Origin of the sequence: Amycolatopsis sp. WGS_07 (genome assembly GCF_045278895.1) — a bacterium.
Classification (GTDB): domain Bacteria; phylum Actinomycetota; class Actinomycetes; order Mycobacteriales; family Pseudonocardiaceae; genus Amycolatopsis.
In genome coordinates this window covers 4,221,921-4,244,743 of sequence record NZ_CP136053.1, presented here as the reverse complement: position 1 = coordinate 4,244,743, position 22,823 = coordinate 4,221,921, and the positions used below count along the sequence as shown (strand labels likewise).

22 protein-coding genes, 1 other RNA gene and 1 pseudogene are annotated in these 22,823 nt (G+C 69.7%); 11 read left to right on the top strand and 13 right to left on the bottom strand.

What is annotated here, in order from left to right; genetic code table 11:
* Positions 1–5: 5 nt before the first annotated feature.
* On the top strand, positions 6–1,145 hold the full coding sequence (locus RPX00_RS20295) for an FAD-dependent monooxygenase (RefSeq protein ID WP_406641441.1): 1,140 nt from the start codon (positions 6–8) through the stop codon (positions 1,143–1,145).
* Here the strand turns inward: RPX00_RS20295 and RPX00_RS20290 are convergent.
* Both RPX00_RS20290 and RPX00_RS20285 read right to left on the bottom strand, forming a co-directional pair.
* Positions 1,117–1,764 carry a response regulator gene (locus tag RPX00_RS20290; RefSeq protein ID WP_406641439.1) on the bottom strand — a complete coding sequence of 216 codons (648 nt, stop codon included), beginning with the start codon at positions 1,762–1,764 and terminating at the stop codon, positions 1,117–1,119. The genes RPX00_RS20295 and RPX00_RS20290 overlap by 29 nt on opposite strands.
* The gene (locus RPX00_RS20285; protein WP_406641436.1) at positions 1,761–3,308 is read right to left on the bottom strand and encodes a sensor histidine kinase; all 1,548 of its coding nucleotides are present in this window, start codon (positions 3,306–3,308) and stop codon (positions 1,761–1,763) included. Before RPX00_RS20285 ends, RPX00_RS20290 begins: the two co-directional genes overlap by 4 nt.
* Positions 3,309–3,389: 81 nt before the next feature.
* Between RPX00_RS20285 and RPX00_RS20280 the strand changes: the two genes are divergently transcribed.
* Positions 3,390–3,599, top strand: a complete 210-nt coding sequence (locus tag RPX00_RS20280) for a hypothetical protein (protein WP_406641434.1) — start codon at positions 3,390–3,392, stop codon at positions 3,597–3,599.
* Positions 3,596–4,325: pseudogene (locus RPX00_RS20275) on the top strand (hypothetical protein). The gene RPX00_RS20280 and the pseudogene RPX00_RS20275 overlap by 4 nt, the downstream one beginning before the upstream one ends.
* On the opposite strand, the gene RPX00_RS20270 reads toward RPX00_RS20275, so the two are convergent.
* From RPX00_RS20270 to hutH, 8 genes are all read right to left on the bottom strand, one after another.
* Positions 4,322–4,543, bottom strand: coding sequence for a hypothetical protein (locus RPX00_RS20270; RefSeq protein WP_378303232.1), 222 nt, complete (start codon positions 4,541–4,543; stop codon positions 4,322–4,324). The pseudogene RPX00_RS20275 and the gene RPX00_RS20270 sit on opposite strands and share 4 nt — an antisense overlap.
* An 11-nt stretch (positions 4,544–4,554) precedes the next feature.
* Positions 4,555–5,685, bottom strand: a complete 1,131-nt coding sequence (locus RPX00_RS20265) for an anion permease (protein WP_406641433.1) — start codon at positions 5,683–5,685, stop codon at positions 4,555–4,557.
* Positions 5,686–5,924: 239 nt separating this feature from the next.
* A complete protein-coding gene (locus RPX00_RS20260) occupies positions 5,925–7,121 on the bottom strand; it encodes an FAD-dependent oxidoreductase (protein WP_406641431.1) in 1,197 nt (398 codons plus the stop codon).
* A gap of 182 nt (positions 7,122–7,303) precedes the next feature.
* Positions 7,304–8,449 (bottom strand): imidazolonepropionase, encoded by a 1,146-nt coding sequence (gene hutI / locus RPX00_RS20255; RefSeq protein WP_406641429.1) that lies wholly within the window; start codon positions 8,447–8,449, stop codon positions 7,304–7,306.
* Entirely contained in the window at positions 8,437–9,741 is a 1,305-nt protein-coding gene (locus RPX00_RS20250) for a formimidoylglutamate deiminase (protein WP_406641427.1), read from the bottom strand. The genes hutI and RPX00_RS20250 overlap by 13 nt, the downstream gene beginning before the upstream one ends.
* Positions 9,738–10,934 (bottom strand): allantoate amidohydrolase, encoded by a 1,197-nt coding sequence (locus RPX00_RS20245; RefSeq protein ID WP_406641425.1) that lies wholly within the window; start codon positions 10,932–10,934, stop codon positions 9,738–9,740. Before RPX00_RS20245 ends, RPX00_RS20250 begins: the two co-directional genes overlap by 4 nt.
* The gene (gene hutU, locus RPX00_RS20240) at positions 10,931–12,592 is read right to left on the bottom strand and encodes a urocanate hydratase (protein WP_406641424.1); all 1,662 of its coding nucleotides are present in this window, start codon (positions 12,590–12,592) and stop codon (positions 10,931–10,933) included. The genes RPX00_RS20245 and hutU overlap by 4 nt, the downstream gene beginning before the upstream one ends.
* A gap of 3 nt (positions 12,593–12,595) precedes the next feature.
* Complete coding sequence (gene hutH, locus RPX00_RS20235) at positions 12,596–14,122, bottom strand: histidine ammonia-lyase (protein WP_406641422.1); 1,527 nt, start codon at positions 14,120–14,122, stop codon at positions 12,596–12,598.
* A 169-nt stretch (positions 14,123–14,291) separates the two neighbouring features.
* Here hutH and RPX00_RS20230 point away from each other — a divergent pair, with 169 nt between their 5' ends.
* The 3 genes from RPX00_RS20230 (at position 14,292) to RPX00_RS20220 (ending at position 16,487) form a co-directional block, all read left to right on the top strand.
* Complete coding sequence (locus RPX00_RS20230; RefSeq protein WP_406641420.1) at positions 14,292–15,077, top strand: IclR family transcriptional regulator; 786 nt, start codon at positions 14,292–14,294, stop codon at positions 15,075–15,077.
* Between the two features lie 244 nt (positions 15,078–15,321).
* Positions 15,322–15,537, top strand: a complete 216-nt coding sequence (locus RPX00_RS20225) for a hypothetical protein (protein ID WP_406641419.1) — start codon at positions 15,322–15,324, stop codon at positions 15,535–15,537.
* Positions 15,534–16,487: a hypothetical protein gene (locus RPX00_RS20220; protein ID WP_406641417.1), complete on the top strand. Its 954-nt coding sequence runs from the start codon at positions 15,534–15,536 to the stop codon at positions 16,485–16,487. Before RPX00_RS20225 ends, RPX00_RS20220 begins: the two co-directional genes overlap by 4 nt.
* A gap of 156 nt (positions 16,488–16,643) precedes the next feature.
* On the opposite strand, the gene ssrA is transcribed toward RPX00_RS20220, so the two are convergent.
* Positions 16,644–17,018: a transfer-messenger RNA gene (gene ssrA / locus RPX00_RS20215) on the bottom strand.
* 189 nt (positions 17,019–17,207) lie between these two features.
* Between ssrA and RPX00_RS20210 the strand changes: the two genes are divergently transcribed.
* The 5 genes from RPX00_RS20210 to RPX00_RS20190 all read left to right on the top strand — a co-directional run bounded on the left by RPX00_RS20210 (position 17,208) and on the right by RPX00_RS20190 (position 21,438).
* A complete protein-coding gene (locus RPX00_RS20210; protein WP_406641415.1) occupies positions 17,208–17,900 on the top strand; it encodes a sensor domain-containing protein in 693 nt (230 codons plus the stop codon).
* Positions 17,901–17,960: 60 nt separating this feature from the next.
* The gene (locus RPX00_RS20205; RefSeq protein WP_406641413.1) at positions 17,961–19,031 is read left to right on the top strand and encodes a sensor histidine kinase; all 1,071 of its coding nucleotides are present in this window, start codon (positions 17,961–17,963) and stop codon (positions 19,029–19,031) included.
* Between the two features lie 57 nt (positions 19,032–19,088).
* Positions 19,089–19,730 carry a response regulator transcription factor gene (locus RPX00_RS20200; protein ID WP_009073303.1) on the top strand — a complete coding sequence of 214 codons (642 nt, stop codon included), beginning with the start codon at positions 19,089–19,091 and terminating at the stop codon, positions 19,728–19,730.
* An 85-nt stretch (positions 19,731–19,815) separates the two neighbouring features.
* Positions 19,816–20,034: a hypothetical protein gene (locus RPX00_RS20195; RefSeq protein ID WP_378303404.1), complete on the top strand. Its 219-nt coding sequence runs from the start codon at positions 19,816–19,818 to the stop codon at positions 20,032–20,034.
* A gap of 102 nt (positions 20,035–20,136) precedes the next feature.
* Positions 20,137–21,438 carry an acyltransferase gene (locus RPX00_RS20190; protein ID WP_406641411.1) on the top strand — a complete coding sequence of 434 codons (1,302 nt, stop codon included), beginning with the start codon at positions 20,137–20,139 and terminating at the stop codon, positions 21,436–21,438.
* Here RPX00_RS20190 and RPX00_RS20185 read toward each other — a convergent pair.
* Positions 21,428–22,324 (bottom strand): amidohydrolase family protein, encoded by an 897-nt coding sequence (locus RPX00_RS20185; protein ID WP_406641409.1) that lies wholly within the window; start codon positions 22,322–22,324, stop codon positions 21,428–21,430. The genes RPX00_RS20190 and RPX00_RS20185 overlap by 11 nt on opposite strands.
* Positions 22,321–22,803: an SsrA-binding protein SmpB gene (smpB, locus tag RPX00_RS20180; RefSeq protein ID WP_037818295.1), complete on the bottom strand. Its 483-nt coding sequence runs from the start codon at positions 22,801–22,803 to the stop codon at positions 22,321–22,323. The genes RPX00_RS20185 and smpB overlap by 4 nt, the downstream gene beginning before the upstream one ends.
* Positions 22,804–22,823: the final 20 nt, after the last annotated feature.

Here is a 22,823-nt window from a genome sequence, read left to right as displayed (position 1 = left end):
GGGCAATGGCTCAGCGACACGCGGTCGTGGTCGGCGGGGGCATCGGCGGGCTGGCGGCGGCGATCGGGCTGCGCAAGGTCGGCTGGCGGGTCACCGTGCTGGAGCGGGCGCCGGAGTTCGCCGCGATCGGTGCGGGGATCTCGTTGTGGCCCAACGCGCAGCGGGCGCTGGCGGAACTCGGTGTCGAGCCGCGGATCTCGGCGCAGCGCGGCGGCGGGCTGGTCGACTGGCGCGGGCGTCGGCTGGCCAGGTGGGACGCGGACCTCTTCGTGCGCAGTCACGGCCTCCCGCTGGGCGCGATTCACCGGGCAAGCCTGATCGAGACACTGCGGTCAGCGTTGCCGGACGAGTGCCTGAAGACCGGGGTCGAGGTGGCGAGCGTCGAGCAGAACGGCGTGGTGCACCACAGTTCCGGCGCGATCGAAGCCGACCTGGTCGTGGCCGCCGACGGCATCAACAGTCCGATCCGGCAGGCGCTCTTCCCGTCCGCGCGAGTCGCCTACAGCGGCGGCGCGGCGTTTCGCGGCATCGCCAAGCTGTCGTTGAAGCCCACGTTGAGCACCACGTGGGCGGCCGGAATCGAGATCGGTGTCCTTCCGCTGCTCGACGACGAGGTGTACTGGTGGATCTCCGAAGCGCGCCCCGCCGGGATCCGGCACGACGACGTCCGCGCGTACCTGACCGCGAAGTACAGTCGCTGGCACGAGCCGATTCCGCAACTCATTGACGCCACAACGGAAATCCTGCTGCACGACACATATCACCTGGCGACTCCACTGCCCAGTTACACCCGCGGCCGCATCGCGCTTCTCGGGGACGCCGCGCACGCGATGCCACCGTTCCTGGGGCAAGGCGGTTGCCAGGCGCTGGAGGACGCGGTGGTGCTGGCTTCGCACGCCAACGAGTCCACAGTGGAGGAAGCACTCCGTCGTTACGACGCGGAACGCCGTCCACGCACGCAAAAGGTCGCGCGAGCGTCCATTCAGGCCGGTGCCAGCGGGCCGCTCCTTCGGAACCGAACTGCGGTCGCGTTGAGGGCGGCATTCACCCAACTGCTGCCAGCAAAGGTCACCACCCGGGTAGGAGCCAGTGTCAGCCGTTGGCAACCGCCGAAGCTCACACCAGCCCGGCCTCGAAAGCCGTGATCGCCGCCTGTACCCGGTTCCGCACGTCCAGCCGGGTCAGGATGGTGCTCACGTGCGCCTTCACCGTGCCCTCCACCACGAACATCCGCGCCGCGATGTCCGCATTGGACAGTCCTTCGGCCAGCAGCACCAGCACTTCCCGCTCCCGGTTCGTCAAGACGCCGACCCGCTCGCGGGCGGTCGCGGCGCGGCTGAACCGGTTGCCGGACAAGCGCGTGATCACCCGGTGCGCGACCTTCGGCGACAGGAAGGCCGCACCGTCGGCCACCGCGTGCACTCCGGCGAGCAGTTCGCGCGGATCGCCTGCCTTGAGGAGGAAACCGCTCGCACCAAGGCCGAGAGCGCGTTCGATGTAGGCGTCTTCCCCGAACGTCGTGAGCATCAGCACGCCGGTGTCCGGCAGCAGTTTGCGGATCTCCTCGGCCGCGGCGAGGCCGTCCAGGCCGGGCATGCGGATGTCGAGCAGCACGACGTCCGGCCGGTTCGCCCGCGCCAGTTCCACCGCCGCGCGTCCGTCCGCGGCTTCGGCGACCACCTCGATTTCCTTGTCCGAAGCCAGAATCGCGGCCACGCCGGCGCGGATCATCGCTTCGTCGTCGGCCAGCAGTACCCGGATCACGGTTCGTCCTCACTGTAAAGATCTTTGCTCGCCACCTGACCGTCCACAAAGCACAGCCGGTAGACCGCGTGGTTGAAGTTGAGCCAGCTCCGGCCGGCTCCGTAGTACTCGCAGGTGCTCCGGTCCGGCTGCGGCGGCACGTTGATCACCGGCAGCGTCGTGCGCTGGCGCGAGGGCAGCATCGGTTCGACCGCCGAATGCGGCATGCCGATCTGGATCCGCGCGTACGACTCCGGCGGCAGCTCCGACGCCGACCACTGTGCCACGAACGCCACCCCGGTACCCCCGATGATCACGCCGAACAGCCCCAGCGGCACCAGGATCGCCTGCACCAGGCTCGACCGGACGGCGCGGCGGGCGCGTTCCAGTTCGCGCGCGGCCTGCCCGATCATCTCGTCGTCCTGCTCCGGCGCGGGCGCCGCGTCGTGCGGCAGCCGCGCCGCCACCTCGAACCCGCCGTCCGACGGGCCCGCCGTCAGGCTTCCGCCGACCAGCCGCACGCGCTCCTGCAGCCCGATCAGCCCCCGCTGCCCGGACCGGCCGGGCAACGGTCCGGCGGGCGGCGGCGCGTTCCGAACTTGGACGTCGGTCGCCTCGTCCGTGCTGGTCACGACCACCGTGACGGCCGCGCCGGGGGCGTACTTCGCCGCGTTCGTGAGCCCTTCCTGCACCACGCGGTAGACCGCCCGCGCGACCATCGGCGGCGCGTTGCCGAGGCTGCCTACCCGGGCGCCGATCTCGATCCCCGACGCACGCGCGCGGTCGATCAGCTCGCCCAGATCGCCCTGCACGGGCTCGACCGGCGCGGCGTCCTCGCGCAGCACGCCGATGATCTCGCGCAGCCGTTCCGTTGCCGTCGCCGCACCGGCGCGGAGCTGTCCGGCGGCCTCGCGCTGCTCGTCGCCGAGCCCGCTGTCGACCTCCAGCGCCGCCGCCCGCACCGCGATCAGGCTCAGCTCGTGGCCGAGCGAATCGTGCATGTCGCTGGCGATCCGGGCGCGTTCCCGCAGCCGCGCCTCCTGCGCGACCAGCCGGTGCCTGCTCTCCATCTCCTCGGCGCGCCGCCATCCGTCCTGCGCGAGTTCGCGCCGCAGCCGCACGTGCCGTCCGAGCAGGCACGGCGCGACCCCGGCGAAGGCGAGCGTGCCGAGCACCGCGCCCCACGCGTCGAAGCCGGACGTCGGCAGGAGGGCGAGCGGGATCCCGGCCACCGCGATGGCGAAGAAGCTGATCATCGCCACGCGCGCCCTGGCGAGCCGCAGCCCGGCCAGGTAGGAGATCACGACGATCAGGAAGAACTCCCACACCGCGACCCGGCCGCCCCAGCCGAACGCGATGACGATCGCCGTCGCCATCGCGACCACCAGCGCGACCGCCGGGTACACGCGGGCGGTCGCCATCGCGACGGTGACCGACGCCAGTCCGTAGGCGAGTTCCCAGCCGTTCGGGCTGTTCGGCGCGTCGAGCAGGACGAATCCGCACAACGCGGCCCACAGCAGCACGTCGAACGCCACGCGCCACCGAACCCGCGTCGCCTCCTTCATGCCGCTGACGCTACAAGGGCCGCCCGATTCGTCACCACTGCCGAAAGTCAAGGTCGAGACCGTGAGGCATGATGGGTCACCATGGCTGAACGCACCCTGGCCGAACAGCTCGGCGCTCCATTGCCGGACGGCATCGAAGCCCTGTCTGAGCAGCACAAACAGGATCTGTCCGCGGCGCTGCGGGACGCCCGGCACCGGCAAGCGCAGGCGCTCGCCCGCGCGGGTGAGGAGAGCCTGAAGTACGTGCCCGCTCTGCTGCGCGGCGCGGTGCGGAAAGCGGTCGGCCTGTGAACCCGGAAATCCTCAAGCTCGCCCGGGTGCTCGACGTCGACCCCGCCCGGCTCGACTACCTCGCCGACGTCGACCAGGGCGAAGTACGGCTGCTCCGCGAGCAGGTGACGACCACGCTGTTCGACGCGAACCTGGTCGTGCTGGAGCGGATGGCGCTGGCGAGCAAGCTGCTGCCGGCGGCGGTGACCGCGAAGATCGCCGAGAAGGTGTTCGGCCCGCTGCTGTGCGCGCGGATCGCCGGACTGGTCGACGTGTCGCGCGGCGTCGATGTCGCGAAGCGGCTGTCGCCGAAGTTCCTCGCCTCGGTCGCCGCGGAGCTGGACCCGCGGCGCGCGACGTCGATCATCACGCGTATCCCGGTCGCGACGGTCGTAGCGGTCGCCGAGGAACTGACCCGTCGCGAGGACTGGATCACGCTGGGCCGGTTCGTCGGCCACCTGCCGGACGAGACGGTGCGCCGTTGCGTCGGGCTGCTGGACGACGCCGGTCTCTTGCGCACCGCGTATGTCCTGGACGACCGGAGCCGGATCGACCACGTGCTCGCGTTGCTCGGCGACGCCCGGCTGCCTTCTGCTGGTCCGGACCGCCGCCGCGGACGAGTCGCTGTGGGCGCCGGCGCTGGACGTGCTGGCCCACCTGAACGAAGCTCGCCGGGCAACGGTGCGACCGCTGCTCGACGAGCTTCCGGAAGAACTGCGGGCCCGCGCGGAGGCGGCCCTCGCCTAGGCCACGATCAGGTAGATCCCGTACCCGATCACCGCGGCGCAGATCGTGAAGCACACGACCGCGCCGGTCAGCTGAACCGTGCCGCTGCCGCCGTGCGCCCGCGCCGTCACGCGTTCGGACAGCCCGCGCACCCCGTACGCGAACAGCCCGGTCAGCACGACCACCGCGGCCAGCGCCACCACGAAAACGATGCCGAGGGCACCCCAGTTGATCGCCATGTCGTGCTCCCTCAGGCCGCGACCGGGGCGGCCTTGGCGGCCTCCGGCTCGTCGTTGACAGTGGCCGGCGTGACCGGATTGCGCCGCGACGCGAGCCAGATGCCCAGCGCGAGCAGCACCCCGACGCCGCCGACGAGGACCGTTCCCCAGCTGCCGCGCGTGGAAACCGCGGCGGCGATGGCACCGACGATCGCCGCGGCGGGCAGCGTGAGCGCCCAGGCGATCACCATCTTGCCCGCGACGCCCCAGCGCACCTCGGCGAGCTTCCGGCCGAGCCCGGAGCCGATGATGCCGCCCGAGGTGACGTGCGTGGTCGACAGCGCGAAGCCGAGGTGCGACGAGGCGAGAATGACCGCCGCGGAACTCGTTTCGGCGGCGAACCCTTGCGGCGTCTGGATTTCGGTGAGCTTCTTGCCCATCGTCTGGATGATCCGCCAGCCGCCGAAGTAGGTGCCGAGCGCGATCGCCGCGCCGGAGGCGAGGATGACCCAGACCGGCGGGTTCGACCCGGGCGCGAGCGAGCCGCCCGCGATCAGCGCGAGCGTGATGACGCCCATCGTCTTCTGCGCGTCGTTGGTGCCGTGCGCGAGCGAAACCAGGCTGGCCGAAAGCACCTGACCGGTCTTGAAACCCTTGCCGACGACGTCCTGCCGCGATTTCGCGGTGATCCGGTAGACGAGGAAGGTGCCGGCGATCGCGACCACGCCCGCCACCACCGGCGACGCGACCGCCGGGATCAGCACCTTTTCGATGACCTTCGCGAAATGCACGGCGTCCGCGCCGGACGCGATCCAGGTCGCCCCGATCAGCCCGCCGAACAGCGCGTGCGACGAACTCGACGGCAGCCCGACCAGCCACGTGACGAGATTCCAGACGATGGCCCCGACCAATCCGGCGAAAATCACCACCGGAGTGACCTTGGTGTCGTCGACGATTCCGCCGGAAATGGTCTTCGCGACTTCAATCGAAAGAAAGGCGCCGACGAGATTGAGAATCGCCGAGATCGCGACCGCGACCCGGGGCTTCAGCGCGCCGGTGGCGATCGAGGTGGCCATGGCGTTGGCCGTGTCGTGGAACCCGTTGGTGAAGTCGAAGGCCAGCGCCGCGACGATCACCACCAGGACGATGAGAGAAAAGTCCATGCCCGCTCTCCAGTTCGGAGTGTCCTGCGGGAATGACGGTACCGACGCGGGCGGGGTCTCCAGATCCCTCAGCGGGTGGCCAGTAGTTGAACTCTGAATGAACGGGATCTTGCCGCCGTCGCCGGTTTTCCGCCGTCCACCTGCTGGTCCGGATTCATCGTCGCGCGAGCGCCCGGCGTCCGCGCGCGGGGTCGGGCGCGGGGGCAGGAACTCTGCCCCCGCGCACTTCCCGGACTCGGTTAGAAAACGGGTTCCGCGGACAATTCCGGCAATGGATTCTGTCCGAGGTGCTGTGCCCCGTTCGCCGCAGACTCGCGCACGGCGGCGAATCCGTACCGGCGCATTTCCGCCTCGTATTCCCCGATCGCCTCCGGGCCGCCGCTGCTCAGCGCGGCCGCGAGCGCGGCACCGTCGCGCATCGCGGTGTTCGCCCCGGCGCCGGCGGCCGGGCTCATCGCGTGGATCGCGTCGCCGACCAGGCTGATCCGCGACGGTTCCCACGGCCCGATCGGCACGCTGGTCCGGATCGAGACGAGGAATACCGTTTCCGGGACCCAGCTTTCGACGATCCGGCGCACCTTCGGATGCCAGTCCCCGACCCGGTCCAGCACGAGCTTCCGCATCTCGTCGCCGGACAGCGCGCGGAGTTCGTCGTCGGTCTGCCCGAAGATTTCCGTGCGCGCACCGAAAGCGCAGGTCATGTACGCCTCGTCGGGGCTGAGCCGCACCCCGGGCGCGAGCCGGGCGCACGCGTCGGCGATCGGCTCCGGATAGTCGACCGGCGCGACTCCGATCATCGCTTTCCCCGGACCGGAAATAATGTTGAACACGGAGAACATGGCCGGGTCGAACAGCTCCCGGTTCGCCGCGGCGAGCGGGATTTTCCCGTACAGCTGACGCAATCCGGTGTCGACGACCTGCGCCTGCGGAAGGTATTGCCGGCGCACCGGCGAATTCACCCCGTCCGCGCCGACGAGAACCGCGCCGCGCGCCTGCGTCCCGTCCGCGAAGTGCGCGATCACGCCGCCGTCGCGCTCCTCGTAGCGCACGAACTCTTTGCCGAAGTGGACGTTCTCGAGGCCCTCGAACAGAATCTCCCGGAGAGTGAACCGGTTGACGTTCCGCTGCACGTCGCCGTCGTCGAGCACGAACTCGGTGACCGGCGTCAGCTGGCTGTCGTAGATCGTGGTGACGTTGCGCGGCTGCCCCGAGGTGGCCCGGAACAGCTCGTGCAGCTGCGGCGGGAGCACCTCTCGCAACGCCTGGTCGCCGCGGGAATCGATGTGCAGCCGGTAACCCTGCCGCCGCGCGTCCAGCGCGGAATCGCGTTCGTAGACCGCGCACGGGATGCCTGCCTTGCGCAGCCCCTGCGCGAGACACAGCCCGCCGAGCCCGGCCCCGATCACGAGCACCGTGTCATCCGCGTTATCCAGCATCAGCCAAGTCCCTTCCGTACCAGGTTCTGGTTCGAGAGGGACGCACTGGGCTGGCCCGCTTACGCCGGGCACTCGGAAACAGAGCGAATGGATCGTCCAGCCTAACCCATACCGGACAATGGTCTTTCGCGCGTCCTGTTCCCTTTCACGTTAGCGTAGCCGCGGACTCCGTCGCCACCCGATTAACGCACCCTTGCCCCTTTCCGCCACACCGCGTGGGTCAACGGGACACCCGGCCGATAAGCGAGATGCGTGGTGGACGGAGCGTCGAGTACGTGCACATCCGCCCGCGCACCCGGCCGCAGATACCCGACGTCGTCGCGACGGAGCGCCCGCGCACCGCCAGCCGTCGCCGACCACACCGCCTCGTCCACGGTCATCCGCATCTGCAACACAGCCGTCGTCACGCAGAACGCCATCGACGTGGTGTACGAGCTGCCCGGATTAGCGTTGCTGGCCAACGCGACCGTCGCCCCCGCGTCGAGCAACCGCCGCGCTGGAGCGAGCGACTGCCTCGTCGACAAATCGCACGCGGGCAGCACTGTCGCGACCGTGTTGGACGACGCGAGCGCCTCGACGTCCGCATCGCTCAGGTAGGTGCAGTGGTCGACGCTCGCCGCATCCAGCTCCACCGCCAGCCGCACACCCGGCCCTTCGCCGAGCTGATTCCCGTGCACTCGCAACCCAAGCCCGCGTTCCTTCGCCGCCTTGAGCACGCGTGCCGACTGCGCCGCGTCAAACGCACCGGTCTCGCAGAACACATCGGCCCACCGCACGTGCGGCGCGACCGCGTCCAGCATCTCGCCGCACACCAGGTCCACATAGGACTCCGCGTCGGCACCCGGCGGTACCAGGTGTGCCCCGAGGAAGGTCACCTCGTCCGCGACTGTCCCCGCGATCCGCGCCGACCGTTCCTCATCCGCGACCGTGAGGCCGTACCCGGTCTTGGTCTCCAGGCAGGTGGTGCCCTGCGCGGCCGCTTCCTCGACATGTCGACGAAGATTCGCCGTCAGATGCTCGTCCGAGGCCGCCCGCGTCGCATCGACAGTGACCGCGATTCCGCCTGCCGCGTAAGCCTGTCCGGCCATCCGTGCCTCGAACTCGGCGGTGCGGTCGCCCGCGAACACGAGGTGGGTGTGGCTGTCCACCCACCCGGGCAGCACGGCCCGGCCCTCGACGTCCACGCGCTCGTCGGCGTCCGGGGCCTGCCCGGCCGGACCGGCCCACGCGACGGTCTCGCCGTCGAGCACCAGCGCGGCGTCGCGGAGCTTGCCCAGCTCCGGATCGTTCGTGGTGAGTTCGCCGATTCCGGTGATCAGAACTGCCACAGCGCCTCGATCTCCTTGGCCAGTAAGGTTTCCGGTCGTTCGATCAGCACGTGCGCGCCGTCGCGCACCACTTCCCGCCCGGCCACCACCACGGTACGGACATCCGCGGCCGCGGCGGCGAACAGCACGCCGGACGGTTCGATCCCGGCTGTGCGCACCGTGTCCATCGCGACCGTGACCAGGTCAGCCCCGGCTCCGGCCGCGATCGTGCCGTTCTCCGGCCAGCCGGCGGAGACGTGCTCGGTGCCGGCGGCGAGCAGTTCCTCCGCGGTAAACCGGCCGCGTTCCTCGCTGGCGAGCCGATCGTCCAGCTCCAGCGCCCGGGTCTCCTCGAACGCGTCGACCACCGCGTTGCTGTCGCTCCCGATGCCCAGCCGCACCCCGGCGTCGAGCAGGCTCCGAGCAGGTCCGATGCCGTCGCCGAGGTCCCGTTCGGTGGTCGGGCAGAAGCACGCGCCGCTCCGGGAATCGCCCAGCCACTTGACGTCCTGCTCGGTCAGATGAGTCGCGTGCACCGCGGTGAGCCGCTCGCCGAGCACGCCGTAGTCCCAAAGCAGCCCGGTCGGCGTCCATCGATACGCGGCCTCGCACTGCTCGTTCTCCGCGCGCTGCTCGGACAGATGGATGTGCAACGGCCGGTCCTCCGGCACTGCTTCATCCACCTTCGGCAGCTCATACTCCGGCACCGCGCGCACCGAGTGGATCGCCCCGCCGACGCGGAACAGGTCGTCTTCCTTCAGCAGCGCAACGCGTTCCGCCCACTTCTCAGCGGAACCGTCCGAAAACCGCTTCTGCACCTCGTCCGGCGGCACGCCGATGCCGCCGGCGAGATAGCAGGTGTCGAGCAGCGTCATCCGGATCCCAGCGTCCCGCGCGGCCTGCCGCAGCGCGTCGCCCATCGCGTTGGGCGACGCGTACGGCGCGCCGCCCGGCCCGTGGTGCAGGTAGTGGAACTCGGCGACGCTCGTGTAGCCTGCCAGCACCATCTCCGCGTAGACGCCCCTGGCGAGCCGGTAGTAGGACTCCGGATCGAGCCGGGCGGCGAGCGAGTACATCCGCTCCCGCCACGTCCAGAACGTGCCCCGCTCGTGGTGCGTCCGGCCCCGCAGCGCACGGTGGAACGCGTGCGAGTGGCCGTTGGCGAACCCGGGCAGCGTCAGTCCATTGAGGACGGTCCCGGTCTTATCGGCGTTGGCGGCCACCGAGACGATCCGGCCGTCCGCCACCTCGATCCGGACCGCGTCCGCGACCCCGTCGGGCAGCCAGGCCCGTTCGCACCAGTACGTGGTCATCTCGCGAGCCGCTCCAGCACCTCGGCGAGCGCCCGGGCACCGGCCTCGACGTCGTCCGCCTCAGCGAATTCCTCTGGCGCATGGCTGATCCCGGTCGGATTGCGGACGTACAGCATCCCGGACGGCACGAATCCCGCCAGGATCGCCGCGTCGTGCCCGGCACCGGTGGGCAGTTCGGGCGGCGCGCCCAGCCACTCCCCCAGCGATCGCCGCAGCGACTCGTCGAACACCACGTCGTCGGAGTACGACTCGCGCGTGACCGCCAGCTCGCACCCTTCCGCCTCGGCCGCCGCCCGCGCCGCCTGAGTGATCTCCTCAACCAGCTCCGGCGTCGCCGTGCCCGGCACCCGTGCGTCCAGCCACAGGTCCACAGTGGACGCGATCACGTTCGTCCCGCCCGGCGTGGGCACCAACCGGCCCACCGTCGCCCGCGCGTCCGGCACGGTTCGCGCCAGCCGCCGCACCGCCACCACCGTCTCAGCGGCGGGCAGCATCGGGTCCACCCGGTCCGCGAGCAGCGTCGCGCCCGCGTGATTGCCTTGTCCTGCAAAGGAGAACCGCCACCGGCCGTGCGCGATCACCGTGTTGCCGACCGCCACCGGCGACCCGAGGTCGATCAGCCCCCTGCCCTGTTCGACGTGCAGCTCCAGGAACTGCCCGATCAACCCGAGCCGGTCCGGATCCGCGCCGACCCGGTCCACGTCCAACCCGGCCTTCGCGGCCGCCTCGGCGAACGTGACGCCGGACGGATCCCGCAGCGCACGGGCCCGGTCCGCGTCGATCGTCCCGGTGAGCAGCCGCGAGCCGAGACACGGCATGCCGAAGCGCCCGCCCTCCTCCTCCGCGAACACCACCACCGCGAACGGCTTGGCCGGACGGAACCCCTTGGCCTGCAAGGCTTCCACCGCCGCCAGCGCGCTCACGACGCCGAGCGGCCCGTCGAACGCGCCGCCGCCCGGCACCGAGTCCAGATGGCTGCCGGTGACGACCGCGTCCACCCCGGGAACGCCCCACCACGCCCACAGGTTGCCGTTGCGATCGGTCTCGACGTCGAGGCTCAGCTGCTGCGCCCGTTCGACGAACCACGTACGCAGGTCGTGTTCCGGCGAATCGAACGCGTGCCGCGAGTAACCGCCACGCCGCGCATCGCGCCCGACGTCGGCGATCTCGCCGAGCAGCCCGGACGCGGTCACGCCTGCTCCCGCATCGGCACCCGCACACCACGCTCGTCGGCGACCTCGGCCGCGCGGTCGTATCCGGCGTCCACGTGCCGGATGACGCCCATGCCCGGGTCGTTCGTGAGCACCCGCTCCAGCTTCTGCGCGGCCAGCGGCGTGCCGTCCGCGACGCTCACCTGCCCGGCGTGGATGGACCGGCCCATGCCGACCCCGCCGCCGTGGTGGATGGACACCCAGCTCGCCCCGGACGAGGTGTTGACCAGCGCGTTCAGCAGCGGCCAGTCGGCGATCGCGTCGGAGCCGTCGGCCATGCCCTCGGTCTCGCGGTACGGCGAGGCGACGCTGCCCGAGTCGAGGTGGTCGCGGCCGATCACGACCGGGGCCTTCAGCTCGCCGCTGGCCACCATCTCGTTGAAGCGCAGGCCGGCCAGATGCCGTTCGCCGTAGCCGAGCCAGCAGATCCGGGCGGGCAGGCCCTGGAACGCGACGCGCTCGCCGGCCATCTTGATCCAGCGGGCCAGCGATTCGTTCTCCGGGAACAGCTCGAGCATCGCGCGGTCCGTCGCGGCAATGTCCTCCGGGTCGCCGGACAGCGCGGCCCAGCGGAACGGCCCGTTGCCCTCGCAGAACAGCGGCCGGATGTAAGCGGGCACGAAGCCGGGGAAGTCGAACGCGCGCTCGCAGCCGCCGAGTTTCGCCTCGCCGCGCAGGGAGTTGCCGTAGTCGAACACCTCGGCGCCGCGGTCGAGGAACCCGAGCATCGCGTCGACGTGGTCGGCCATCGACTCGCGCGCCCGGTCGGTGAACTCGTCCGGCTTCTTGGCCGCATAGTCCGGCCAGTCGTCCACGCTGACGCCCTTGGGCAGGTAGGACAGCGGGTCGTGCGCCGACGTCTGGTCGGTGACGATGTCCACCTCGACGTCGCGGCGCAGCAGCTCCGGCAGCACCTCGGCGGCGTTGCCGACCACGCCGACCGACAGCGGACGCCGCTCCTTCTTCGCCGCGGTGACCCGCCGGATCGCGTCGTCCAGGTCGTCGGCCACCTCGTCGAGATACCGGTGCTCGACCCGGCGGTGCGCGCGCTGGGCGTCGACCTCGATGCACAACGCCACGCCGTCGTTCATCGTGACGGCCAGCGGCTGCGCGCCGCCCATGCCGCCGAGCCCGGCGGTGACGGTGAGCGTGCCGCGCAGCGTTCCGCCGAAGCGCTTCTTCGCCACCGCGGCGAACGTCTCGTAGGTGCCCTGCAGAATGCCTTGCGTGCCAATGTAAATCCACGAACCGGCGGTCATCTGGCCGTACATGGTCAGGCCCTGCTGCTCCAGCCGGCGGAACTCCGGCCAGGTCGCCCAGTCGCCCACCAGGTTCGAGTTCGCGATCAGCACCCGCGGCGCCCACTCGTGCGTACGGAACACGCCGACCGGTTTGCCGGACTGGACCAGCAGCGTCTCGTCCTGCTCCAGCGCGGTCAGCTCGCGGGTGATCGCGTCGAAGCTCGCCCAGTTGCGCGCCGCGCGGCCGGTGCCGCCGTAGACCACCAGGTCGTCGGGCCGCTCGGCGACCTCCGGGTCGAGGTTGTTGTGGAACATCCGCAGCGCGGCCTCGGTCTGCCAGTTCTTCGCGGTGAGCGAGGTGCCCCTGGCTGCGCGGACGGTACGGGCGGTGCTTGTCATTGCTCAGGCCTCCAGTTCGGCCGCGGCCAGGACAGCGCCCGACCGCACGAGTTCTTCGGCGGCCGCGATCTCGGGCGCCAGATGACGGTCGGGGCCGGGGCCCTCGACCTTGGTGCGCAACAGGTCCCGGACGCGTCCGGTGACCGGCGAAGGCTGCAGCGGCGCGCGGAAATCGAGCGCGCGAGCCGCGGTGAGCAGTTCGACGGCGAGCACGGTGGTGAGACCGTCGACCGCCTTGCGCAGCTTGCGCGCGGCGGACCAGCCCATCGACACGTGGTCCTCTTGCATTGCGCTGCTCGGGATCGAGTCCACCGAGGCAGGCACCGCGAGCCGCTTCAGCTCGCTGACCACCGCGGCCTGCGTGTACTGCGCGATCATGTGCCCGGAGTCGACGCCGGGGTCGTGCGCGAGGAACGGCGGCAGTCCATGCGACCGCGCCTGGTCGAGCATCCGGTCGGTGCGGCGTTCGGCGATGCTCGCGACGTCCGCCACCGGCACGGCGAGGAAGTCGAGCACATACGCGACCGGCGCGCCGTGGAAGTTGCCATTCGACTCGACCCGGCCGTCGGCCAGCACCACCGGATTGTCCACCGCGGACCACAGCTCCCGCTCCGCGACGAGTTCCGCGTGCGTCAACGTGTCCCGCGCGGCACCGTGTACCTGGGGCGCACATCGCAGCGAGTACGCGTCCTGCACGCGGTTGCAGTCCGGACCGCGGTGGCTTTCCACGATCTTCGACCCCTGCAACGCCGCGAACATCCGCGCCGCACTGGTCGCCTGCCCCGGGTGCGGCCGAAGCGCCTGCAAATCAGCGGCAAACACACGGTCCGTCCCCAACAACGCCTCGACGCTCATCGCCGCCGTGAGATCCGCGACGTCCAGCAACCGATGCAGATCAGCCGCGGCGAGCAGAAGCATGCCGAGCATGCCGTCGGTGCCATTGGTGAGCGCGAGGCCCTCCTTTTCGGCCAGCACGACCGGCGTGATCCCAGCCGCCCGCAAGGCGTCCGCGGCCGACTTCCGCTCGCCCGCGTGAAACACCTCGCCCTCGCCCATCAACGCCAACGCGACCGCAGCCAGCGGCGCGAGGTCACCGGAGCAACCAAGCGACCCGTACTCGTGCACGACCGGCGTGATGTCCGCGTTGAGCAGGGCCGCAAGCGTTTGCGCCGTCTGCGGCCGCACTCCCGTGTAGCCACTGGCCAGCGTGCGCAAGCGCAGCAGCATCAACGCGCGCACCACCTCCGGCTCCACCGCAGGCCCGGCACCCGCGGCGTGCGAGCGAATCAGGCTGCGCTGCAGCGCGGTGCGGCTCTCGACCGGGATGTGGCGCGTGGCGAGCGCGCCGAACCCGGTCGAGACCCCGTAGGTCGGCGACGTGGCGTCGGCGAGGTCTTCGATGTGCTGGCGAGTGGCGGCGAGGTTCTTCTCGACCGCCTCGGAGAGCCCGACGTGCGCGTGTCCGCGGACGACGTCGACAACCTGCGCCGCGGTCATCGGCTTCGAACTCAGGAGGACTGGTTCCGGCATGCCGCCATTGCACCTCCCCGCGGCGCGCGGCGACAGGGCGGAGTTCCGGGTAGTGTCTGGTATCCAAGACAATACGTGGCGAGAGCCTCGCCTGCTGACGCGAACGGCCCCCTCATACTCCGTCCGGACGGTGCGAGGGGTCCCCTCGCACCATTTCCGGAGGAGGCACATGAGCAGTTCCGACGTTCCCGCCCTGCGCAACGGCCTCTCCGTCCTGCGCCTCCTAGCCGGCCACGCGGGCCCGGTCTCCGCCGCCGCCATCGCCCGAGACCTGGAGCTACCCCGCTCCACCACCTACCACCTGCTCAACGAACTCACCGCAGCCGGCTTCGTCACCCACCTACCCGCCGAACGCCGCTACGGCCTAGGAATCGCCGCCTTCGAACTAGGCTCGGCCTACCTCCGCCACGACCCCCTGGAGCGCCTGGCCGGCCCCCTCCTGCGCAAACTGGTCGACCGCATCGGCCACACCGCACACCTGGGCGTCCTGCACGGCAACGAATCCCTGTACCTGATCAAGGAACGCCCGACCCGCCCAGAAACCCTGGTCACCGATGTCGGCGTCCGCCTGCCAGCCCACCTGACCGCCTCCGGCCGCGCGATGCTGCAACACCTCCCAGCCGCCCACGTCCGCGCCCTGTTCCCCGCCGCAACGTCCTTCGTCCTACGCACCCCCCGCGGCCCCAACTCCCTAGCCGCCCTACGCCGAACGCTGGCCACCGAACGCCGCCTAGGCTGGTCGGTCGAAGACGGCCACGTGACAACAGGCTTCGCCTCCGTCGCCGCCCCCGTCTTCGACCACGGCTCCCGCCCCATGGCGGCGATCAGCGTGACGCTCCGCCACCTCTGCCCAGAAGACGGCCCGTGCGACGAAACCTTCCCCGATTTGGCCGAGGCAGTCGCGGCCACCGCAGCCACGCTCACGACCCACATCGGCGGCACCCGCCCAGAATGAGACCGGGCTCAAGCCACAGACCGGCGTTACGAAACAAAAAGAGTATTGCTCTTTGCCATCAAACCGTCGCCGAACAGCGAAAACTTGCCGCCAGCGCCCCTGGCAGGGGCAAAATTCGCATGCTAGGATCCTTTTCAAGAGGACACTCCTGTGTCCGCAAGCCCACCGGAAGACACCGGATGGGCTTTTTGTTTTTCAGGGCCTTCGTGTTCACCACGAAGGCCCGTTTTCGTTAGGAGACCCGATGCACTCGATCACCAACGCCACCGCAGCCTTCGCCGCCATGGCGATGTGCATGTGGTGCACCAGCGCCGTAGTCGCGATGCGCACCATCCGAACCATCGCCACCACCGCGATCAACCGGTCGAACCCCTGCGACCTCGCAGCAGTACTTGGCGCACTGCCAGCAATAACGAACGGCGTCAGCCGCATCCGGGTCACCGCAAGAGGACTCGCATGAGCCAGTCCGACCCGACAGCCAAAGCGGCCATCCACTCAAGCTACGACGACGTACTCGGCTCCGCGCTCGCCCAAATGACGGGCCATGTCGCAGACTTTGTCGTCCTGCGCGAAGCGTTTGAGGTCCCCGTTGCGATTCTAGTCCGACTCTTCAAGGCACGTGCCGTACGAGTACTCGACGACTACGACTATCTCGGCCACATGCATAGCCTTCTCTACTCAGGGAGAAGTCAACTGCGCGAGTTGCTCGAAGAAAGAGGCCTTACCGAAGACGAGCTGGACTGGCACAGTTCCCCAGCAGTGCGCAAAATCGGCTCACGCCACGGCGTGGACACCCTCTTAGAATGTCGGCACTGTCGTCAACCGAAGATCCCCGTTCTAGGAAAACCAACCGGCAGACCGCGCGAGTACTGCTCATCCTCCTGCAAGCAGGCCGCATACCGAGAACGCAGGGCAAACCCGGCGACAGTAGCCGCAAAGCTCAACGACCCCGAACACGGCATGATGCCCTGCTTCGCCGGAATCGAAAGACGAATTCCAATCGACATCCGCTTCGGACTCATAGAACTAGCCAAGAACAAGATTATCCACATAGAGCAAGTCCTGCTAGAGGACATCGCCGCCAGCCCAGAAGCCGAACACTATCTAGCACGCCGCTGGCCGAGCACAAGCCCCTTGACCCGCGCCGCACGCGCCGGACTGGCCTACGCAGAAAGACGCGGCGCCCACCTACAAGAGATGTTCCTGCACGGCCAAGACATCCAAGAACGAACGACCCCCTACTCCGTCTGCTTTGACTGCCGCTACCTACGCGCAATGCCACGAATCTTCACCGAATTCGGCTGCACAGAGTGGCTAGAGATCCCCCGCCCATCCCCCACCGGAAACCTGATCGCCCTAAGGATCAACCCCCTGAACCACGCCGCCCTAGCAAACTTCCGCTGGAAGTAACCCCACTCACGGCCGACCCACCCAACCCGCCCCCACCGACGGGGGTCCAGGGGGCGCAGCCCCCTGGCGGGGGTTTGGGGGTCCGACCCCCAAGGGCAGATACGAAGAAGAGCCCTGGCCCCCGCGCAAGCGTGGGGCAGGGCTCTCCCGCGAATCGAGTGGAGGTGCCGGGAATTGAACCCGGGTCCTCTAGCGCCTCCTCAAGGCTTCTCCGTGCGCAGTCCGCTGTGTCTCTGCTTGGCCCCTTCAGTCACGCGAACAAGCTGAAGTGACGAGCCCAGCCACTGTTTGCTTCCCTGCCAGGCCCCGTGGCCGGGACTGGCGGTAAGCCTCCTAGCTGATGCCGGCGACCGGGTCGGAGGCGACCCCGGGCCGACAGACTTGCTCTACTGCGATCAGGCAGCGAGAGCGAAGTCGCGCTGGCTATTGGCCTTGGCGCTTATTAGGTTGCGATGACGCTTGCGGTGGTCTCTCGCCTGCACCGGCACGCTTCCCTTGATTCAACGTCCAGAGTCGAAACCGTTCACCCCCTTGTAGGTGCTTGTAACCTCACCATCATAACTCCCCCGGCAACCCGATAATTCCGGCATGGGCCAGCGCATGGGCCAGCGCACGGGGTAGGGCTGGCCCCACCCCCAAGATGCCCGCCCGCCCCCTGGTTGCCCGGAGCCGGTCCGGCCATGCTGAGCAGGTCAGTTTCCGCAGTGAGGGAGCCCCGCCATGGTCACCGTGCCCGCCGGTCGCAGTCTTGGGCGCCGCACTCCGCCGTTGGGCGGGGCGCTGGCGTATCTCCTGCTCAACCTGCCCATCGGCATCCTCTCGTTCACGCTCATCGTGACGCTGGCCTCGGCCGGGCTGGGGACGCTCGTCGTGTGGCTCGGCGTTCCGCTGCTCGGGCTGCTCGTCCTGTTCGCGCGGACCGCGGGGCGGGTCGAGCGGGGGCGGGTGTTCGCGCTGCTCGACGTGTATCTCGACGATCCGTATCTGCCGTTGCCGCCGTCGGGGCAGAAGCAGCGGTGGCTGGCCCGGCTGAAGGACCCGGCGACCTGGCGCGACCTGGCCTACCTGTTCCTGCTCTTCCCGCTCGGGCTGATGGAGTTCGTGCTGGTCGTGACGGTCTGGGCGGTCAGCCTCGGCCTGGTCGCGCTGCCGGTCTACTACCGCTTCCTTCCCGACGGCATCTACGCCTTCCCCAGCTACGATGTGCAGTGGTTCGTCGTCGACTCGACGGTGGCCGCGCTGCCCTGGGCGGCGCTGGGGGTCCTGCTCGCCGCGGTCGCCGTGGCCCTGACCAAGGGGCTGGCCGCGCTGCACGCGGCGTTCGCGGCCGGGCTGCTGCGGCCGACGGTCGCCCAGCGGCGTCGCATGGAGCGCTCGTGGAACGAGATCGACGGGATCACGGTGGCCGGATGACTTCTGCAAGACCCGCCTCCGGAGCACCCGCGCCCGAATCCGGCTCGCACGATCGGGTACATGATCCCGTCGTTCGTGCTGCGGCTGCTGCAGTTCATCCTCATCGTGGTCGGCGCGACGCTCGGCACGGCGACGCTCATCATCTGGGTCGGCTTCCCGATCCTGCTGGCCGTGACCGGGTTCATCCGCTGGTCGGGCGACCTCGAACGCCGGTGGGCCCGCCGGATGCTCGGCACCCCGCTCGGCCCGGTCGAGCGGCTGCCGCTGGACGGGCAGTCGCTGACCCGCCGCTGGCTGACCCGGCTGTCCGACCCGACGACCTGGCGCGATCTGGCGTACCTGCTGGTCGCGTTCCCGCTGTCGATCGTCGAGCTGCCGATCGCGCTGGCGTCGATCGTCCTGCTGCCGATGGCGATCTGGGTGACGCCGTGGCTGGGCTGGCTGCACGGGAACCTGGCGCTGTCGCTGCTGGGCCCGAACCGCACGAAGAAGCTCGAAAAGAAGGCTGAGCACCTGCAGGCGTCGCGGGCTCGTGGCGTGGACGCTGCGGAGGCCGAGCGCCGCCGGATCGAGCGCGACCTGCACGACGGCGCCCAGCAGCGGCTCGTGGCCGTCGCGATGAGCCTCGGCCGGGCGAAGTCGAAGTTCGACAACGACCCGAACGCGGTGCGCGACCTGATCGACGAGGCGCATTCGGACGCCAAGCTCGCCGTCTCCGAGCTGCGCGACCTGGCCCGGGGCATCTACCCCGCGGTGCTGGGCGACCGCGGTCTCGACGCCGCGCTGTCCGCACAGGCCGCGAAGTCGCCGATCCCGGTAGACGTGCACGTCGACGTCCAGCCCCGGCCGCCGGCCGCGGTCGAGACCACGGCGTACTTCATCGTCGGCGAGACACTCACCAACATCGCCAAGCACTCCGGCGCGACCGAGGCGATGGTGAAGGTCTGGCGCTCGGAAACGCACGTCATCACCGAGATCACCGACAACGGCCACGGCGGCGCCGAGGTTCGCCCAGGCGGCGGGCTCGCCGGGCTGGCCGACCGAGCGGCGACCATCGACGGCGTCATCACCGTCGTGAGCCCGGTCGGCGGGCCGACGGTCATCAGAGCGGACCTGCCGTGTCAATGGTGACCCGTTCGTGAGTGAATAGCCTCCGGGAGCTTTTCACTCACGGACCTGGGGGCCTTGATGCGGGTTGTGATCGCCGAAGACGCCGTGCTGCTTCGGGCTGGGGTCACCCGGTTGCTCGCCGACGAGGGCATCGAGACCGTCGCCGCGGTCGACAACGGCGACGATCTGCTCGGCGCCATCACCGAACACCGTCCTGACCTGGCGATTGTCGACGTCCGGATGCCGCCGACGTTCACCGACGAGGGCTTGCGCGCGGCGCTGGCGGCCCGCAAGGAGATCGCTGGGCTGCCGGTGCTCGTGCTGTCCCAGTACGTCGAGGAAAGCTACGCGGTGGAGCTGCTGTCCGGCGGCGCGGGCGGCGTCGGTTACCTGCTCAAGGAGCGCGTCGCCGACGTGGACGAGTTCCTGGACGCGGTCCGTCGCGTCGCGGACGGCGGCACCGCCATCGACCCGGACGTCATCGCCCAGCTGATGGCCCGCGGCCGCCGCAACCCGCTCGATTCGCTCACCGCACGGGAATCCGAAGTGCTCGGCCTGATGGCGCAGGGGCTGTCCAACAACGCGATCGCGAACTCGCTGGTGGTGTCGCACGGGGCGGTCGAAAAGCACATCGGCAACATCTTCTCGAAGCTCGGTCTCGAGGCCAGCTCCGAGGAACATCGCCGGGTGCGCGCGGTGCTGACCTATCTGGGCCGTTGAACCCCCTCACTCGAACTGACGGCAGCCCCGCCCGCCCTCTCTCGCCTACCATGGACTGATGCCCGAACCGAGTGAGGAGAGTCCGATGCCCGACCGCAGCGTCCGCTTCTTCGGCGGCCCGCTCGACGGACGGGTGCAGGAACTCGCCGACGAGGAACCGGTTCCGGGCACCGTAGTACGCCACATCCACCTGCACGGCGGACCGAAAATCGAGACGCGGTACGAACTCGGCCTCACCGAGGACGGCTGGGCGTACCGAGTGCAGGCGCACGAGTCCGAACCGGAACCGGACACGCTCTCCTAGCCAGGTAGGGCAGACCCCACCTCGGACCCCCTGCTGACCCGAACCTGGTTTCGGTGGTCAGCACCGCTGTTTCCGCGCCCGAAACGCGACAGGCTCTTCAGCATGACGACGAGCCAGCTGCAGACCCGCGGCACAAGGGCGACCCGGGACAAGTTCCTCGACGTGGTGCGAGCCGGAGCGATCCTCGCGGTGGTCGCGCAGCACTGGACGATGCCGGTGCTTTCCTTCTCCGGCAACACTCTCGCCACCGGCAACGCGCTCGCGACCCCCGGCTGGTGGATCATCACCTGGGCTTCGCAAGTCATGCCCCTCGTCTTTTTCGCCGGCGGTGCCGCGAACCTGATCTCCTTGCGCCGCGCGGAATCCACCCGCGCCTGGTTCGCCGGCCGCGTGCGCAGGCTGCTCGTTCCGGTGCTGCCGCTGATGGCGGTGTGGCTCGTCGTGCCGGATCTGTTGCACGGCATGGGAGTTCCCCCGCAACCAGTCCAGGTCGCCAGCGCGATCGCCGCGCAGCTGCTGTGGTTCCTCTCGGTCTACCTGCTCACCGTGCTGCTCACGCCGTTGATGGTCGCCGCACACCGGCGCTGGGGTCTCGCGGTGCCCGCGGTACTGGCCGGACTCGGCGTTCTCGTAGACGTGGCACGGTTTTCCGACCTCGGCATGATCGGGTACGCCAACGCCGTCATCGTCTGGGTCACGGTCCATCAGCTCGGTTTCCACTACGTCGAAGGCCGTCTCGGCTCGCTCAGCCGCCGCGCCGCGCTCGCCGTGTCCGCCGCCGGTTTCGGGGTGACGGCGCTGCTGGTCGCGTTCGGTCCGTACCCGGCGAGCATGATCGGCATGCCGGGCGCGCCGGTGTCCAACATGAGCCCGCCCACCGTCCTGCTGCTGTTCCTCGCGCTCGGCCAGATCGGGTTCCTGCTGGCGTTCCGCGAGAAGCTCGTCTCGCTCCCCCGCGTCACGGCCGCGCTCAGCTGGCTCAGCCCGCGATTCATGTCGGTCTACCTGTGGCACATGCCCGCACTGGTCGTCGTTTCCGGCGTGACCGTGTTCGGCCTCGGCTACTCGACGCCGACCCCGGGCTCGTCGATGTGGTTCCTGATGGCACCCGCCTGGTTCGCGGTGTGCGGCGCGGTGCTGCTGGGCCTGCTGCGGCTGTTCGAACGCTTCGAGATGCAGCCGGACGGCGTGGTCGTCACCGCGCGGACGCCGCAGCTGGTGCTGGCGGGCCTGCTCGCCTCCGGCGGTCTCCTGGGCCTGGCCGCGCACGGGTTCGCGCCGCTGAGCGAGGGCCTGCTGAACGGCCCGCTGCCGTGGGTGGCGCTGGTCGCGGCCGGGTTCACGCTGGCCGGACGTCAGGTGTCGCTGCCGAGGAACCGGGCCCTCGTGGCGGTCAAACGCTGAGCAGCTTCGCGGGCGTGTCGTGCAGCACCGCTCGCAGGAACGGCTCGCCAAGGCGATCGTCGGCCGCCCAGCAGGCGATCGCCCGCAGCTGTGTCGCGTAGGAGTACGGGATGTTCGGGAAATCGGTGCCGAGCACCACGCGATCGGCCACCTCGGCCAGCCGGACCGTCCAGTCCGGCGGCAACGGCGACATCGCCTCCGAGAACGGCACGCCGACCATGGTGGTGTCCAGGTGCACGCGCGGATACCGGGCCATCAGCTCGAACGCGGTGGTGAACTGGGGCATCGCCGCGTGCGCGAGGACCGCGGTGAGCCGCGGATGCCGCTGCAAAACTTCCTCGAACACCTCGAGCCCGGTGAAGTCGCCGCGCAGCGGACCGTGTCCACAGTGGATCACCACCGGCACACCCGCCTCGGACAGCGAGCCCCACACCTGGTCGAGCAGCTCGTCGCGCGGGTCGTACGCGCCCACCTGCACGTGCGCCTTGAAACACCGGGCTCCGGCGCGGAGCGCACTGTCCACTGAGGACGCCGCGCCCGGCTCCGGGTAGAACGTGCCGGTGGGCACCGCTTCCGGCACCTGCTCGGCGAAGTCCAGCACCCACGAGGTGAGCCACTCCGCCATGCCCGGCTTGTGCGGGTACACCAGCGGCGCGAAGGCCTGCACGCCCAGCGCGCGCAGCGTTTCGACCCGCTCCGGTTCGGGCGTGCGGTACTGGATCGGCCACGGCGTGCCGTAATGCTGCTCGGCACGGTCGAAATAGGCCCACACCTTGTCCAGGACCGGCTTCGGCAGGAAGTGGACGTGCAGGTCGACGATCCCGTCGAGGCCGAGCCCGGCGATCCAGCCCGGGACGTCGGCGTCGGTGGCCGGCCCCGGCGTCACTCCGTGAACCGGCCCTTCAACGCCCGCCCCATCGCGCGGCTGATGTCCTTCTGCGCGTCCCGCTTGGCCAGCGACTGCCGCTTGTCGTAGGCCTTCTTGCCCTTGGCCAGCGCGATCTCGACCTTGACCTTGCCGTCCTTGAAGTACATCGACAGCGGCACCAGCGACAGACCGCTTTCCTTGGTCTTGCCGATGAGCCGTTCGATCTCGCGCCGGTGCAGCAGCAGCTTCCGCGTGCGCCGCGGCATGTGGTTGGTCCAGGTGCCCTGGGTGTACTCCGGGATGTGCACGTTGCGCAGCCACACCTCGCCGTCGTCCACCGTCGCGAACGCGTCCACAAGCGACGCTTTGCCTGCCCGCAGGCTCTTCACCTCGGTGCCCTGCAGCACCATCCCGGCCTCATAGGTGTCCAGGATGGAGTAGTCGTGCCGAGCCTTGCGGTTCGACGCGATGACCTTCTGTCCGCGTTCCTTGGGCATACTGGCCAGTTTACGTGCCG